Origin of the sequence: Ruegeria sp. HKCCD7303, assembly GCF_013111185.1 — a bacterium.
Lineage (GTDB): Bacteria > Pseudomonadota > Alphaproteobacteria > Rhodobacterales > Rhodobacteraceae > Ruegeria.
Genome location: NZ_WVRE01000003.1, coordinates 406,112 through 420,335, shown reverse-complemented (window position 1 = coordinate 420,335; position 14,224 = coordinate 406,112). Strand labels below are relative to the sequence as shown.

Sequence of the window (14,224 nt, the reverse complement as noted above, 5' to 3'; positions counted from 1 at the left end):
CATTAGGCTTCAAGAGGGCATGCCGCCCCCTGACGCGCTTGTGAGACACGGGCTCGTGAATTTAACTCTGGCCGACAAGCCACTAGTTTTGTCAGTGTCACAAGCAGACATACCCAGTCATCAAGAGGATCACCGAGATGTCGAACACAGCTAAATCCCTGGTTATCGCAACCGCAGTCGCAGCCGCCGTATCGGGTGCTGCAACCACAGCAACCGCACAAGCCAAAGAAAAGTGCTATGGCGTGTCTTTGGCCGGTCAGAACGACTGCGCAGCAGGCCCCGGCACTACATGTGCGGGCACCTCGACCGTTGACTATCAAGGCAACGCATGGACGCTGGTTGACGCTGGCACCTGCGCGGATATCGAACTTCCGGCACAGGCAGACGGCACACCGCGCAAAGGTTCACTGGAAGCCCAGGACCGCGACCTGCCGGCATAAGGTCGACCAAACGGATCAAGGGGGCGGGCCAGTTCGCCCGCCCCTTCCCTTTCGTGATCAAGGAACTGACCCATGTTGGATGATGCGCTCCGCTCGAACCGCCTGCCCGCTGCACCGGGCGTGGGGTACAAGCCGCAACACTTCGCTCAGATACTTGACCATGCACAGCCCGTTTCATGGCTGGAAATCCATGCCGAAAACTACATGGGCGATGGCGGACGCCCCTTGGCGCAACTGCGCCACCTTTCAGAACACTTTCCGATCTCGGTCCATGGCGTTGGCCTGTCCATCGGTGGCGATGGCCCATTGGATCCCGAACATCTGGCCCGCCTGAAACATCTGGTCGGCTGGCTGAAGCCCGCCAGTTTTTCCGAACATCTGGCCTGGTCCACCCATGACAGCCACTTTTACAACGACCTCTTGCCGCTTCCCTACACGGACGAGACGCTGACACGGGTCTGCGAGCACATCGATCAGGTGCAGGACACCGTTGGTCAACAGATGCTGCTTGAAAACCCATCCAGCTATCTGGCTTTTGAAGAAAGCACTTGGTCCGAGCCCGATTTCCTGCGCGAGATTGCCCAACGCACTGGTTGCGGCCTGTTGCTGGACGTGAACAACGTCTTTGTCTCTGCCACTAATCTGGACTTCTCGCCGCAAGGTTACATCGACGCCTATCCGCTTGAGAAAGTGGGCGAAATCCATCTGGGCGGCCATGACGAAGATGAAGACGACCACGGCCATCCGCTTTTGATTGACAGTCATGGGCGCGAGGTCGTTGATCCGGTTTGGGCCTTGCTAGACTACGTCCTTGAACAATCCGGTCCCAAGCCGCTGCTGGTCGAATGGGACACCGATGTTCCCGACTGGCCGGTTTTGCGCGAGGAAGCGGTTCGCGCTCAGGCCGCACTGGACAAGGTACCGGCATGAGCGTGTCCCAGTCCGAGTTTCGCGCCGCCATGATGGATGCGTCCACGCCGGTTCCAGATGGGTTGCTAGACGCTGAGGCGCAACCGGCGGGCCGCAGGTTTAGTGTGTACCGCAACAACGTCGCGGTTTCCCTGACCGAAGCAATGCATCAGGCCTTCCCCGTTATCACCAAGCTGTTGGGCCCGCAGAACATGGACGGATTGGCCGGGATATTCCTGCGCCAACATCCCCCGTCATCTCCGCTCATGATGTTCTATGGCGAGGCATTTCCTGGTTTTCTGGCCGGAATGCAGCAGCTTGCCCATCTTGGATACTTGCCCGACATTGCCCGGTTGGAATTGGCCTTGCGCCGGTCCTACCACGCGGCAGACAGTCAACCTGCACCCGCAGATGCATTGGCAGTTGATCCTGAACAGGTGATGCAGGCGCGATTGCAATTTGCCCCAGCCATGCACGTGATCCGATCGGACTGGCCGATTCATTCGATCTGGCGTTTCAACTCCGAAGCCGACGCGCCAAAACCTCAGGCGCGCGCCGAGGACGTACTGATCACGCGCCCTAAATACGATCCTGATCCTCATTTGCTGCCGTCAGGCGGGGCCGACTGGATTGGCCATATGCAAAACGGGGACACAATCGGTGCAGCGTTCGAAAAAGCCGCTGCCGAGGCACCCGAGTTTGACCTGGGAACCACTCTGGCACTGCTTTTGCAGGGCGGTGCTGTAACTTCCGTGACTATCGAAAGGCCGAAGACATGACTGCCCTGATCTCACTTCACAACTCTGCTCTTGAGAAGGTGGACAATGCGTCCAACTGGCTGACTCCGACACTTGCCCGGCTGGTCTTCATTGCAGTTCTGTTGGTTTACTACTGGAACTCAGCCATGCTGAAGATCGACGGTTCGATCTTTTCGCCATCCAGCGGAGCCTTCGGCCAGATTTTCCCCAAGGCTGCGGAAGCGGTGCTGTGGGATGTTTCGCAGATGACATTCTTCCAGCGTATCGTCATTTTCTTCGGAACAGTCGCTGAATTTGTTCTGCCTGCCCTGCTGCTGGTTGGGCTTTTCACACGCCTTGCCGCGTTGGGAATGATTGGATTCATATGGGTGCAAACCCTGGTTGACGTCACCGGCCACGGCGTGAAACTGGGCAGCCTGTTCGACGCGGCTCCCTCTATCATGGATCAGCGCACATTGTGGACCTTCCTGATGCTGGTCATTGTGATCAACGGCGCAGGACCGCTTTCGCTGGACCGTCTCCTGCGCCTGAAATGATCTAGAAATGTGCTTTGGGCTGGTCCGGTTTTCCTGCCGCCAGCCCAAGGAAGCCCGCAACGCTGGCGAATGCGATCGGGAACATGGTGAAGACACCAAACCCAAACGCATAGTACATAGTACCGGCTGAAATCAGCAGCAAAACCCCACCAATCAGAGCTCGCGCAGGCGCCATTGCCCCTCCGGCAATCGCCAGCAAGGGCGCGATAATCGAAAGGGCCTGGATCAGGCCAGGGTTATCGACCTGGCTTAAAACCCCATCAATCTCGCCAACATGGTCGACGACAACCACTTTGGCATACCCGAAAAAACCGACGATCATACCGATCAGCCCGGCAATAACGCCCAAAATCATTGCGGCATTGCGCATTGAAAATCCTCACTTCTGATCTTGGGCAAATAAGCACCCATTTAGGAAATGCCAAGCTGGGTGCGGGTTTCAGCGGTCCAGCCCAACAGAAGCTTACCGTCCTTCTCGATCAACGGGCGCTTCATCAACGTCGGGTGTTCTTTTAGCAGCTCCATCGGTGCTTTTTCGCGCTGGCTCTGGTCCAAACCGCGCCAAGTGGTTGACCTGGTATTGAGCAGAGCATTGCCGAACTCGACAAAAGCTTGCGACAGCACAGAGCCCGGAACACCATCCTGCCGGACATCAACAAGCTCTGCATCTGGCAACGATTTCAGAGCCTTACGACACGTGTCGCAAGTCTTTAACCCATAAAGCTTCATCTTTTTGATACTCCCGCTCGTGCTTCGATTTTAGGCAATCACGCCCGTTTTTGGCAGTTATTCTTGATTTTTTACTTCACCGTGCAATGTTGAAAAAGGTGAAACATGTAAATTGGACTGTTCTGCAAACGCGAAACAGTTGGGTTTACGATGACGCCAACCACAGCCCCCACCAATTTGTGGGACAATGCGTAAGTAGAAGGAGACACGGGACATGCCAACCGGCACCGTGAAATGGTTCAATACCACGAAAGGCTATGGGTTTATTGCCCCTGATGAGGGGGGCAAGGATGTGTTTGTTCATATCTCGGCCGTAGAACGGTCCGGCCTCACCGGACTCGCAGACAATCAAAAAGTCTCATACGAGTTGCAGGACGGACGCGACGGCCGCCAAATGGCAGCTGATTTGAAGCCGTTGTAACGCCACCCGCCTCGCGCGGAGTGAAAAATTTCAGGATGACGGCCAATTTCCGGCCGTCACCCGCCCCCCACCGGAATTGTTCCATTACCCTCGCGCGGGCTTTGACCTGTCGTGAGAAAACCAGTTGTCGCCCATGGCAACGATGCAGGACGTGCCGGTCGCATAGGTCACTACCATCGTCCAATCGCCGCGCTGGTTTGACCAAACTTCCATGATTTGTTCAGGTCCACGAACGCCAGTGGCCACGCGCTTGGACGCAAATTGGCCTTTTAATTTCTGGTGCAACCGGGGCGTCGGCTCACAGAGAATTTCAGCGATAGGAGACTGAGACTGCGCTGGCAAAGCTAGGCCAAAGACCAAACAAAAAGCAGTTTTAAAAACATGGGTCATGGAACCAACGTAACGATTCCATGACACAATGTATAGACAAGTGCTATGCGTTAATGCGCATTACTTACGAATGATCGCTTCGAACTCGCGCCATTCACGGGCAGTCATGCCAGAGTTTTCTTGCGTGACCGTCTCGCCAGCCAACATGTTCCGAAGGCTCTCCACCATCTGCGCGGAAAGGTTGACTGCGCCCAACCGGTAATCCTCGAACGCTTTGTAAGCAAACGGCACCCAGTCGGCGACGATCTTGCACATCGCATCCGCATATACGCGGATTTCGTATTGCGCATGAGGGTCCGCACGCAGACGCAGGAAATGGAACAGATTGTGCAAGTCGACCTTCCAATACCACTGTGTGTAGATATTCGCAGGAAGGTTCATCCGGGCCAGTTCACGCGCCAGACCCTGTTGCCCATCCTGGCTGATCATGGCCTCGTAATTGTCGTAGCAGCGGGTGCTGTCAGCTTTCAGGATTTCCAGGACACGGGCGGCTTCTTCGCCTTCCAACGCTGATCCGCGACCCTGATTGTTCACCTCAGACTGTGCTGCCACATGTTCGGGTGCAGGGATATAAAACTCGCGATCCAGAATCGAATAACGCGCTGAGTATTCGTTCACATTGGCCGTGCGATGCCGAATCCACTGACGCGCCACGAAAACGGGCAGTTTTACATGCAGTTTGACCTCGCACATTTCGAACGGGGTCGAATGCCAGTGCCGCATCAAATACCGGATCAGTCCTTCGTCGTTCTGAACCGATTTGGTGCCTTTGCCGTAAGAAACACGGGCTGCCTGACAGATCGCTGCGTCATCGCCCATATAGTCGATCACGCGGACAAAGCCGTGGTCCAGAACCTGATGAGCGGTGTACAAATGGTCTTCCATTCCCGCTGAAACGACGCGACGTGTTGGATGCGATTGGGCGCGTTGCGCTTCGATCTCGGCCTGGTGGTCGGCGGACAGCGGCATGAAATCTTCCTTTCTGGCAATGAGTCGCCTTCTACTATATCTCGCTAATCGCAGCATCGGAACCGCGATATATGCCGCAACCTGCGCAATTTTTGATTTCGGTCGCAGGGCGCTCTCGACACATCAAACCAGTGCGCTAAGTTGCTGGCAAAACTAATCGAAAAAGGATGGCCGCAATGGCGCTGACATATCTGCACACTATGGTCCGGGTGAAGGATCTGGAAAAATCCATAGCGTTTTATGAGCTTTTGGGTCTCAAGGAAACGCGTCGGTATGACAGCGAAGCGGGGCGGTTCTCATTGATTTTCATGGCCCCTCCCGGCCAGGAAGACGCTCCGATTGAGCTGACGTACAACTGGGATGGCGATGATGACCTGCCCAGCGACAGCCGTCATTTTGGACACTTGGCTTATGGTGTCGATAACATCTACGAAGTGTGCCAGCATTTGCAGAACAATGGCGTGACCATCAATCGCCCTCCTCGCGATGGGCGCATGGCGTTTGTCCGTTCACCTGACAACATCTCGGTTGAGTTGCTGCAAAATGGCGACGCGCTTGAGCCGGCCGAGCCCTGGGCCAGCATGGAGAGCACTGGCCACTGGTGATCAGGTGGGTCATAACACTGGGGCTGGCCCTTGTGACCAGCCCAATCCAGGCCGAGCAGTGCCGTTTGGCACTGGCCCTGGCGATGGACATTTCAGTTTCGGTCGACGACGCGGAAGACATTTTGCAGCGACAGGGACTGGCTGCGGCACTTCTGGCACCTGAAGTGCAAGAAGCTTTCTTCTCATCTCCTCTACCTGTTGCATTGGCCGTCTATGAATGGAGCGGGCAAAGTACCCAGCACGTTATCCTCGACTGGCACTTGATCGAAAATCACAGAGATCTTGCGGCTGCGGCGACCCGGATAAGTCAGTCGATCCGGTCCAATGAAGGCTTGGCAACGGCCATGGGGCACGCTTTGCGGTTCGGGGCAGAACTATTCCAAAGCGCGCCTCCCTGTCTATTTCACACCATAGATCTGTCAGGAGACGGGTCCAACAATGACGGCTATGGACCCCAAATCGCGTATCAACGGTTCTTTGACCATGACATCGTCGTCAATGGCCTGGTGATAAACGCCGCTGATTTCGAAGGGGAACTTTTTCTCATCCCTTTTTTCGAAAACAACGTCCTGCATGGCCCGGGCGCCTTTCTGGAAGTCGCACAAGGCTTTGAAGACTTCGAACGCGCGATGCGTAGAAAACTGGAGCGGGAACTGAGCGGGCTGCAAATTGGTTCAGTACAGGTCGACGACCAATGACGGCGCGCCTGCTGGTCATTCTGTTTTGCCTGTTTTCAGAGCCCGCCCTTGCACAATGCCGGCATGCCTTGGCTTTGGGTCTGGATGTGTCGGCATCTGTCGATAGCGGTGAATACAGGTTGCAGGTCGAAGGTTTGGCTGCTGCTCTGCGCGATCCCGAAGTAAGCCAACTGATGCTGGCGAACGGTTCAACATCCATGCGGTTGGCGATTTTTGAATGGACGGAACCAGGGCATGAGAGGATGCTACTGAACTGGACCGAAATTCAAACCGCTGCCGATCTGAATGCAATCAGCCAGCGCCTCATCCAAACCTCGCGAAAGGCGACGGCCCAAGGGACGGCAGTGGGCGCTGCTATGGTGTTTGGGGTGGACCTGCTGAACCAGCAAAGAACATGCTGGCGGCGCACCCTGGATTTATCCGGTGACGGCAAACACAACCTCGGACCTCATCCGCGAGATGTGCGAACAGCCTTGCGCGACAGCGGTGTTACGATCAATGGGCTTGTTATTGGTGCGGATGATCCAAGTTCAGGTGACAGGCGCTATGTGCAAGTTGGAGAACTGTCGGCTTACTACAATACGTGGGTTATATCCGGTCCAAACGCGTTCGTTGAAGTCGCCCTCGGGTTTGAGGCCTACGCAGAGGCCATGACCCGCAAACTGATCCGAGAACTAGACAGTCTCGTTCTGTCCGAAGCCAGCCCTGATCAGTAGATATACCTGATTTGGTCGGTCCAGTACCGTTCGACGCGGCGTAGCGATGTCGTGATGTCTTCAATCCCTTCCAGTTCCAGCACCCCCCTGCCCTGAAGACCTTCGGCATGGCGCGCAAACAGATCGGAAACGATATCGCGGATTTCCCTGCCACGCGGCGTCAGGCGCACGCGCACGGATCGGCGGTCGATCTCACACCGTTGGTGGTGCATATATCCCATCTCAACCAGTTTCTTAAGGTTGTAGCTGACATTGCTGCCTTGATAGTAGCCGCGGCTTTTCAATTCACCCGCCGTGACTTCATGATCACCAATGTTGAACAACAGCAGCGCCTGTACAGCGTTGATTTCCAATACGCCGACGCGCTCAAACTCATCCTTGATGACGTCCAACAGCAACCTGTGCAACCGTTCCACAAGGGCCAGCGCCTCAAGATAGCTGGTCATAAAGCCCTTGGTTCCCGGTCCGGAGACCTGCATTTCCATACTCATCCGACCCTCCGATTCAGTCGTGCTGTTTGGGACACGATGAATGGAAAGTCCGAAAATTCAGTTAAGTTGGAATGTCCCTTACTTCTGAAAAGTTTGCGCGATGTTCGACACAAGATCTGCGAACTTTTGAGGCGGCGGCACCTGCCCTGTCACCCATTGATAAAGATCCTGATCGTTTTCATGAAGCAGCGCGTCAAAGACATCCAACCCAGCGTCGTCCATGTCGGCGAGATTGCGATCTGCATAGGCCGACAGGATAATATCCATTTCCTTGATTCCACGCCGCATCGAGCGCATTTTCATACGCTTGATCCGCACCTCCCGGGGTTCGCTCAATGCTTCTGCTCCAACATCAGGCGCATTTTCTTCTCAAGCCGCGCCGCACGCTCGGCGCAGGCGCGCATTTCCCCGCGAATGGCGCGCAACTCAGCGACTGCGGTAGACAACTCCATGCCGCCTTCACCTTCTTCGACCGGAGCATCCATGCCTTCGCCTTCACCGGTCAGAAGCCACATGATCGACACGTTGACCATCCCGGCCATCATCGACAAGCGGTTCGCCCGAGGCTCGGACAGATCGTTTTCCCAATCGGAAACAGTTGCCTTTTTTACCCCAAGTCGACGCGCCAATTGCACCTGTGTCATGCCCGCAGCTTCGCGCGCCCCTGCCAGGCGATCCCCAAATGTCGCAGAATCCGGACCATACCAGTCGTTTTCATCAGTCACTTGGGTCTCCAATTCAGAGTTTCTATACAACTTGAACGTCTTTCAGGCGCACCCTATGACAGTCGGGTTGAACATACAAACCGAGGCCGACTATGAGTTTCCTGTCTGCGACACTGTCACGCGTCAAACCATCGCCCACCATCGCCATGACGGCAAAAGCAGCCGAATTGAAGGCCGCCGGGCGAGACGTTATCGGCCTCAGCGCGGGTGAGCCAGATTTCGACACGCCACAGAACATAAAAGACGCAGCCGTTGCGGCCATCGCAGCAGGAAAGACCAAGTACACCGCACCCGACGGTATCCCCGAGCTGAAACAGGCAGCTTGCGCCAAGATGAAGCGTGATCATGGGCTGGACTATGCGCCTGCGCAAATCTCGGTAGGCACCGGTGGCAAGCAGACGCTGTACAACGCTCTGATGGCCACGATGAATGAGGGTGATGAGGTCGTAATCCCCGCCCCTTACTGGGTCAGCTATCCAGATATGGTCTTGCTGGCGGGTGGTACGCCGGTGATTGCGGAAACGTCGCTGCAAACCAATTTCAAACTGACTGCCGATCAGCTTGAAGCAGCGATCACGCCAAAAACCAAATGGTTTATCTTTAACTCTCCATCGAACCCCACCGGTGCGGGCTATAGCCGTGAAGAGCTGAAAGAGCTGACAGATGTTTTGATGCGCCATCCCCATGTCTGGATCATGTCGGACGATATGTATGAGCACCTTGCTTATGACGGGTTTGAATTCTGCACCCCCGCCGAAGTGGAGCCCCGCCTGTATGACCGGACGCTCACCTGCAACGGGGTTTCCAAAGCGTATGCGATGACGGGTTGGCGCATCGGCTATGCCGCAGGTCCGGTCGAGATCATCGCGGCGATGCGCAAAATCCAGTCTCAATCCACGTCGAACCCCTGTACGGTCAGCCAATGGGCAGCGGTTGAGGCGTTGAACGGCACGCAGGAATTTCTGGCCCCAAATAACGAGATGTTTAAACGCCGCCGCGATCTTGTCGTGCGGATGCTGAACGAGATCGACGGCATCACCTGCCCGACGCCGGAGGGTGCGTTTTATGTTTATCCCTCAATCGCCGGGCTGATTGGTAAAACAACTCCTGCCGGAACGGTCATCGACACGGACGAAGCTTTTGCTACTGCCCTGTTGGAAGAGGCAGATGTTGCCATTGTCTTCGGCGCTGCCTTTGGTCTTTCGCCAAATTTCCGGGTCAGCTACGCTACGTCCGATGCGGCGCTGACCGAGGCTTGCAGCCGCATTCAGCGTTTCTGTGCTTCCTTGAGGTGACCATGTCTGCCGATCTTCCCGAATATTACTTTCGCATCCGTGAAAACGGGGCTGCAGTGTTTCGGGTCGATACGGAAAATCGCCAACGTCGAATTGAGATGGACCAGATTGCGGTCATCAATATCCGAAATGGCGACGTCAAACCGCAAGGACAGCGAACACTTTCAGACCAGGATCACGCTGAAATCGACCGGTGGATGCAAGAGCGCCAGGCCTTGTTGGCCCAGCGCGATATCGACGACATACACCGCGCCGTGGACTACCTGAACCTGACCACACAATGGGCTCAGTCCAAGGCAACTGACGCGCAATTGGAAGACGTGACTGACAGGTTGCTTATGGCAATGCATGACCTGCGCACCGTCCTGGTTCGTAAAAAGGCAGACCGGCTGAGCAAGGATTAAGCTGGCTCAGCCGCTGCGGGCATTTGACGAACCGAGTGCATCCAGAACCGGGCCATCAACAACACGGCTGCGAAGGCCAGACCGAGCACCAGCCCAAGCCAGACACCGATGCCGTCCATCTGACGGACAAAACCAAAATAGTACGACGCCGGGATTCCAACGACCCAATAGCTGAGCGCTGCCATGACCATGGGAATCTTGGCATCCTGCAACCCGCGCAGCAGGCCCAGCGCAATGACCTGCGCCCCATCGACCAGTTGAAACAAAGCTGCCATTGCCAACAACCCGGTTCCAATGGCCAGGATTTGTCCACGCTGGGGATCATCCGCCTCCATGAACAGGGAAATCAATGGTTCAGCACAGGTCAGAAACAGGATGACTGTGAAAACAGACATAACCAGCGACATGCCCGTCACCGCAATTGCGCCTTTCTCCAGATGCGCCCGATCCCGACGTCCAAGCGCATTTCCGGCCCGGATGGTGGCCGCATTTGACAACCCCAGATGCACCATGAAAGTGGCCGACGCGAGGTTCAGCGCGATCCCATGCGCCGCCAGCGGAACCTGCCCCAACCAACCCATCATCACAGCCGATGTTGCAAACAGCGACACCTCGGCCAACGTGGTCAGGCCAATCGGGACCCCAAGCTTCCATACACTGGCGAACATCTCCCAATCCGGTCGCCAGAAACGCTGAAAAAGGCTGTGTTCCGGCAGTGTTCGAACAACGTAGATGACAACAGCGATTAGCGAAACGACCTGCGTCGCGATTGAGGCGATTGCTGCACCCATCACACCCAATTCCGGTGCCCCCCAATTGCCGAAGATCAGCGCATAGTTGGTCACCGCGTTCACAAATGCCGCCGCGACTGTGATCCACAGCACGATCTGCGTTCGCTCCAAGGCCGCAAGGTAGGATTTGAGCACCATCACGATAAGGGCCGGAAACAACCCCCAACCAGCTACGCGCAAATACTCGGATGCTGTTTCAGCAACCTGCGGCTCCTGCTTCATGGCGATCAGGATTGGATAAGACCACCACAGCAACGGCATGACCACTATTGCGTACAGCAAAGACAGCCAAAGACCCATGCGGGTTGAGCGGCGGATGCTGGTTTCGTCCCCTTCCGCCGCAGCGGTGGCAACCATTGGCATGACCGCCCAGCCGAACCCGGCCCCAAACAAAAACAGCACAAAGTAATAGCTGCTGGCCAACGTGACCGCAGCAAGTGCCTCGACCCCGTACCAACCCAGCATGATGGTATCGGTCAAACCGATGGCAAACTGCGCCAGATGACCACCGACCAGCGGCAAGCCAAGCACGGCAATCGCCCGAAAATGGGCGGGGTATGTCATCACTTTTGTCATTGCACCAGCCATATGCGCGGGCTTGGCGCGGGACAAGAGCGGATCAATAAAATTTCACTATGAGACTATAGCGCCCGCCTCACCATTAAAAACGGGCGCGTTGAGGATTAGCGGGCATCCGGATGCAATGTTGCGCCCAGAATATGCTCGGACCGGTGGATGACGTGGTGGGCTTGTCCAACGATCAATGGATCAGGCTCCCCCACTACGTTCAAGTTCTTGCCTGGGTAATCCAGCGTCGACAGGAAATGACGCATACAATTCAGGCGCGCGCGTTTCTTGTCATTCGACTTGATGATCGTCCATGGCGCGTCTGCGGTGTCTGTATAAAAGAACATCGCCTCTTTCGCCTCGGTATAGTCGTCCCATTTGCTGAGGCTGGCCTTGTCGATCGGCGACAGCTTCCACTGCTTCAGAGGATCGGTCTCGCGGCTTTTGAAACGGCGCTGCTGCTCTTCCTGCGTGACCGAGAACCAGTACTTGTACAGCTGAATACCCGAGCGCACCAGCATCCGTTCCAGTTCCGGCGTCTGGCGCATGAATTCCAGATACTCGTTAGGCGAGCAGAATCCCATCACCCGCTCAACACCCGCGCGGTTGTACCAAGACCGGTCATAGAACACCATTTCCCCAACCGTCGGCAGTTCCTGAAGGTAGCGCTGATAGTACCACTGCCCCTTTTCTTCCCAGGTCGGTTTGTTCAAAGCGACCACACGCGCCTGACGCGGATTCAGGTGTTCCATAAACCGTTTGATCGTACCGCCCTTGCCAGCGGCATCGCGGCCTTCGAACAACAAAACAAAACGCTGCCCCGTGTCCTGCGCCCATAGCTGAACCTTCAAAAGCTCCGCCTGCAGCTTTGCCTTCTGCGCCTCATAGGTCGACCGCGCCATCTTGCGGCCATAGGGGTATTTTCCGCTTTCGAACGCCTGCCGGATCTTTTCGGGGCTGGGTTCTGCCGCGTTTGCCGCCTCGACCTCTACGGCTTTGATCTGAGGGGATTTTGCTTCGACCGGAGCAATGGCTTCCATACAACTTATCCTTTTTCTGCTGTCCTGAATGAGGGCTAGCAGAAACGCCGAATATCCGCTTTGATTGGTGTCAAATTGATGCCTCAAAAACCCATAAATTCCTCAGCGGATCAGAGGTTCCGATGCACACATCTTTTGCCAACCTCAATGGCCAGCCATTTTACGTCCGAACTTGGGGCAAACCGGAAGCGCCACCGCTTTTGATGCTGCATGGTTTCCCGGAATTCGGCGGCGCGTGGGCGGATCTCGCCCCTTATCTGGCGGATCGCTTCTACTGCATTGCACCGGACCAACGTGGATATGGCCAAAGCTGGTGCCCTGAAGGGGTGCAGAGCTATGCCCTATCTCAACTGGTGTCCGACATGGCCGCTTTGATTCAGAGCCACGGTGCACCGTTTACCATACTAGGTCATGACTGGGGCGCGTCGGTGGCCTATGGCCTTGCAATGTATCGGCCAGATCTCGTGAGGCAACTTATCATAGCCAACGGCGTGCATCCGGTTCCGTTTCAACGCGCCATGGCCGCAGGCGGTGCGCAATCAGAGGCCTCGCAATACATCAACCAACTGCGGGCGCCCGATGCAGCGCAAAAATTGTCCGAAAACAACTTTGCATTGCTTGAAAGGTTCTTTCGCCACGGCATGGGACTGGATTGGCTGATCGAAAGCCGGATGGCCGAATACCGAGTCGAATGGGCGCGACCAGACCGGTTAGAGGCGATGCTGAACTGGTATCGCGCCTCTCCACTGGTTGTCGCTCAGCCGGGGCTTCCCGCAACAGACCTGCCGGATCTACCCTTTGATCGACTGCACGTCCGATGTCCGCATTTGTTGCTTTGGGGACCAGATGACAAAGCCCTTTTGCCCGAGGCAACTGAAGGCTTGGAAACCTTCGCGCCCAACCTAACCCGGATCACGATCCCTGAAACTGATCACTGGCTGCATCACCAAAAACCGCAGGACGTTGCACAGGCCATTCTGGATTGGGTCCAAACGGCCTGACCTTTCTAGTGTCTTAACGATGCCCCCAATCGTCGGGGTTGTCAGAATTGTTCGGCGACAAACCCAATTCGTCGCCATCGGTTGAACATCCCAACCCCAGCACCGTCCGGTTTGCATAAGAGAAGTACGAACAGACCTGATTGACCTCAAGGATCTCTCCGTCGTCCCATCCGGCCTCGCGCAGGGCGATCACATCCGCCTCGACCATATCCCCCGGCGTTTCGGTCAGTTTACGGGCATAGATCATGGCAGCCAGCTGCGCTGCATCCAGCGGAGCAGCAGCCGGATCGCGCGCCTCAATCGCCGCCCGGATCGCTTTGCCTTTCGCTTCATCGCCAAGTAACCGCTGTAAGCCGGCAAAATGATGTTCCACGCAGTACCCGCAACGGTTCAGAGAGCTCACCCACACGCCCAGGACCTCAAGAAACCATTTCGGGATCTTGTTGCCCGAGTGATGCAGCACTGCCTTGTAGATCGCCATATGACCTTCCATCGAATGCGGCCGCAGGCTGTGCGCCATCATGATGTTGTCCACATTGTTGTCTGGGCCTGTCACACGGTCGTAGAGTTTGCGCAGCCTGCCCGTGGCCTCAGCGAAGGGGATGGTTTTGATCCAGCTCATTTGGGGTCCTGTTGTAGTGTTTGCTTAATGGCCAGAGACTATGAGCGCTTTGAGCTGGTGGCGAGACGAATTCGGCAAATCACGACGATGAGCCCAATCTGGACATAGATGAGCGTT

Annotated in this window: 21 protein-coding genes; 11 read left to right on the top strand and 10 right to left on the bottom strand. The window is 55.9% G+C overall.

The annotated features are described in order from the left end of the window. Positions 1-137 precede the first annotated feature (137 nt). The 4 genes from GS630_RS11695 to GS630_RS11680 all read left to right on the top strand — a co-directional run bounded on the left by GS630_RS11695 (position 138) and on the right by GS630_RS11680 (position 2,643). Positions 138-440 (top strand): DUF2282 domain-containing protein, encoded by a 303-nt coding sequence (locus tag GS630_RS11695; protein WP_171177392.1) that lies wholly within the window; start codon positions 138-140, stop codon positions 438-440. A gap of 72 nt (positions 441-512) precedes the next feature. After that, positions 513-1,370, top strand: coding sequence for a DUF692 family multinuclear iron-containing protein (locus GS630_RS11690; protein ID WP_171619809.1), 858 nt, complete (start codon positions 513-515; stop codon positions 1,368-1,370). Beyond that, positions 1,367-2,128 (top strand): DNA-binding domain-containing protein, encoded by a 762-nt coding sequence (locus GS630_RS11685; protein ID WP_171619807.1) that lies wholly within the window; start codon positions 1,367-1,369, stop codon positions 2,126-2,128. Before GS630_RS11690 ends, GS630_RS11685 begins: the two co-directional genes overlap by 4 nt. Then, positions 2,125-2,643, top strand: a complete 519-nt coding sequence (locus tag GS630_RS11680) for a DoxX family protein (RefSeq protein ID WP_171177405.1) — start codon at positions 2,125-2,127, stop codon at positions 2,641-2,643. Before GS630_RS11685 ends, GS630_RS11680 begins: the two co-directional genes overlap by 4 nt. 1 nt (position 2,644) lies before the next feature. On the opposite strand, the gene GS630_RS11675 is transcribed toward GS630_RS11680, so the two are convergent. Further along, positions 2,645-3,013, bottom strand: coding sequence for a hypothetical protein (locus GS630_RS11675; protein WP_171177407.1), 369 nt, complete (start codon positions 3,011-3,013; stop codon positions 2,645-2,647). A gap of 41 nt (positions 3,014-3,054) precedes the next feature. After that, entirely contained in the window at positions 3,055-3,372 is a 318-nt protein-coding gene (locus GS630_RS11670; protein ID WP_171177409.1) for an ArsC/Spx/MgsR family protein, read from the bottom strand. Positions 3,373-3,586: 214 nt separating this feature from the next. Between GS630_RS11670 and GS630_RS11665 the strand changes: the two genes are divergently transcribed. Then, a complete protein-coding gene (locus GS630_RS11665) occupies positions 3,587-3,793 on the top strand; it encodes a cold-shock protein (protein WP_008758035.1) in 207 nt (68 codons plus the stop codon). Positions 3,794-3,877: 84 nt separating this feature from the next. Here GS630_RS11665 and GS630_RS22515 read toward each other — a convergent pair whose 3' ends face one another. Both GS630_RS22515 and thyX read right to left on the bottom strand, forming a co-directional pair. Continuing rightward, on the bottom strand, positions 3,878-4,006 hold the full coding sequence (locus GS630_RS22515; protein WP_256368730.1) for a hypothetical protein: 129 nt from the start codon (positions 4,004-4,006) through the stop codon (positions 3,878-3,880). Between the two features lie 237 nt (positions 4,007-4,243). Next, a complete protein-coding gene (gene thyX, locus GS630_RS11655) occupies positions 4,244-5,152 on the bottom strand; it encodes an FAD-dependent thymidylate synthase (protein WP_171177413.1) in 909 nt (302 codons plus the stop codon). Between the two features lie 176 nt (positions 5,153-5,328). On the opposite strand from thyX, the gene GS630_RS11650 reads away from it, so the two are divergent. Genes GS630_RS11650 through GS630_RS11640 form a run of 3 tightly spaced genes read left to right on the top strand, consistent with a single transcriptional unit; the run spans position 5,329 to position 7,171 of the window. Then, positions 5,329-5,757: a VOC family protein gene (locus GS630_RS11650; RefSeq protein ID WP_171177416.1), complete on the top strand. Its 429-nt coding sequence runs from the start codon at positions 5,329-5,331 to the stop codon at positions 5,755-5,757. After that, positions 5,754-6,455: a DUF1194 domain-containing protein gene (locus GS630_RS11645; RefSeq protein WP_171177418.1), complete on the top strand. Its 702-nt coding sequence runs from the start codon at positions 5,754-5,756 to the stop codon at positions 6,453-6,455. The genes GS630_RS11650 and GS630_RS11645 overlap by 4 nt, the downstream gene beginning before the upstream one ends. Next, positions 6,452-7,171, top strand: coding sequence for a DUF1194 domain-containing protein (locus tag GS630_RS11640; RefSeq protein WP_171177420.1), 720 nt, complete (start codon positions 6,452-6,454; stop codon positions 7,169-7,171). The genes GS630_RS11645 and GS630_RS11640 overlap by 4 nt, the downstream gene beginning before the upstream one ends. Here the strand turns inward: GS630_RS11640 and GS630_RS11635 are convergent. The 3 genes from GS630_RS11635 to GS630_RS11625 all read right to left on the bottom strand — a co-directional run bounded on the left by GS630_RS11635 (position 7,165) and on the right by GS630_RS11625 (position 8,387). Then, the gene (locus GS630_RS11635; protein ID WP_171177423.1) at positions 7,165-7,662 is read right to left on the bottom strand and encodes a MarR family winged helix-turn-helix transcriptional regulator; all 498 of its coding nucleotides are present in this window, start codon (positions 7,660-7,662) and stop codon (positions 7,165-7,167) included. The genes GS630_RS11640 and GS630_RS11635 overlap by 7 nt on opposite strands. A 78-nt stretch (positions 7,663-7,740) precedes the next feature. After that, the gene (locus GS630_RS11630; RefSeq protein ID WP_171236801.1) at positions 7,741-7,998 is read right to left on the bottom strand and encodes a succinate dehydrogenase assembly factor 2; all 258 of its coding nucleotides are present in this window, start codon (positions 7,996-7,998) and stop codon (positions 7,741-7,743) included. Continuing rightward, positions 7,995-8,387: a helix-turn-helix transcriptional regulator gene (locus tag GS630_RS11625; RefSeq protein WP_171177427.1), complete on the bottom strand. Its 393-nt coding sequence runs from the start codon at positions 8,385-8,387 to the stop codon at positions 7,995-7,997. The genes GS630_RS11630 and GS630_RS11625 overlap by 4 nt, the downstream gene beginning before the upstream one ends. Positions 8,388-8,479: 92 nt before the next feature. On the opposite strand from GS630_RS11625, the gene GS630_RS11620 reads away from it, so the two are divergent. Both GS630_RS11620 and GS630_RS11615 read left to right on the top strand, forming a co-directional pair. Next, entirely contained in the window at positions 8,480-9,682 is a 1,203-nt protein-coding gene (locus tag GS630_RS11620) for a pyridoxal phosphate-dependent aminotransferase (protein ID WP_171177429.1), read from the top strand. Positions 9,683-9,684: 2 nt separating this feature from the next. Continuing rightward, positions 9,685-10,086, top strand: coding sequence for a hypothetical protein (locus GS630_RS11615; RefSeq protein WP_171619805.1), 402 nt, complete (start codon positions 9,685-9,687; stop codon positions 10,084-10,086). Here GS630_RS11615 and GS630_RS11610 read toward each other — a convergent pair. Then, entirely contained in the window at positions 10,083-11,441 is a 1,359-nt protein-coding gene (locus GS630_RS11610) for an MATE family efflux transporter (RefSeq protein ID WP_245223058.1), read from the bottom strand. The two genes, GS630_RS11615 and GS630_RS11610, sit on opposite strands and share 4 nt — an antisense overlap. Before the next feature lie 119 nt (positions 11,442-11,560). Beyond that, positions 11,561-12,484, bottom strand: coding sequence for a polyphosphate kinase 2 (gene ppk2, locus GS630_RS11605; protein WP_171177435.1), 924 nt, complete (start codon positions 12,482-12,484; stop codon positions 11,561-11,563). A 122-nt stretch (positions 12,485-12,606) separates the two neighbouring features. Between ppk2 and GS630_RS11600 the strand changes: the two genes are divergently transcribed. Next, positions 12,607-13,485: an alpha/beta fold hydrolase gene (locus GS630_RS11600; RefSeq protein ID WP_171619803.1), complete on the top strand. Its 879-nt coding sequence runs from the start codon at positions 12,607-12,609 to the stop codon at positions 13,483-13,485. A gap of 13 nt (positions 13,486-13,498) precedes the next feature. Here GS630_RS11600 and GS630_RS11595 read toward each other — a convergent pair whose 3' ends face one another. Further along, a complete protein-coding gene (locus GS630_RS11595; RefSeq protein WP_171177439.1) occupies positions 13,499-14,107 on the bottom strand; it encodes a carboxymuconolactone decarboxylase family protein in 609 nt (202 codons plus the stop codon). Between the last annotated feature and the right edge of the window lie 117 nt (positions 14,108-14,224).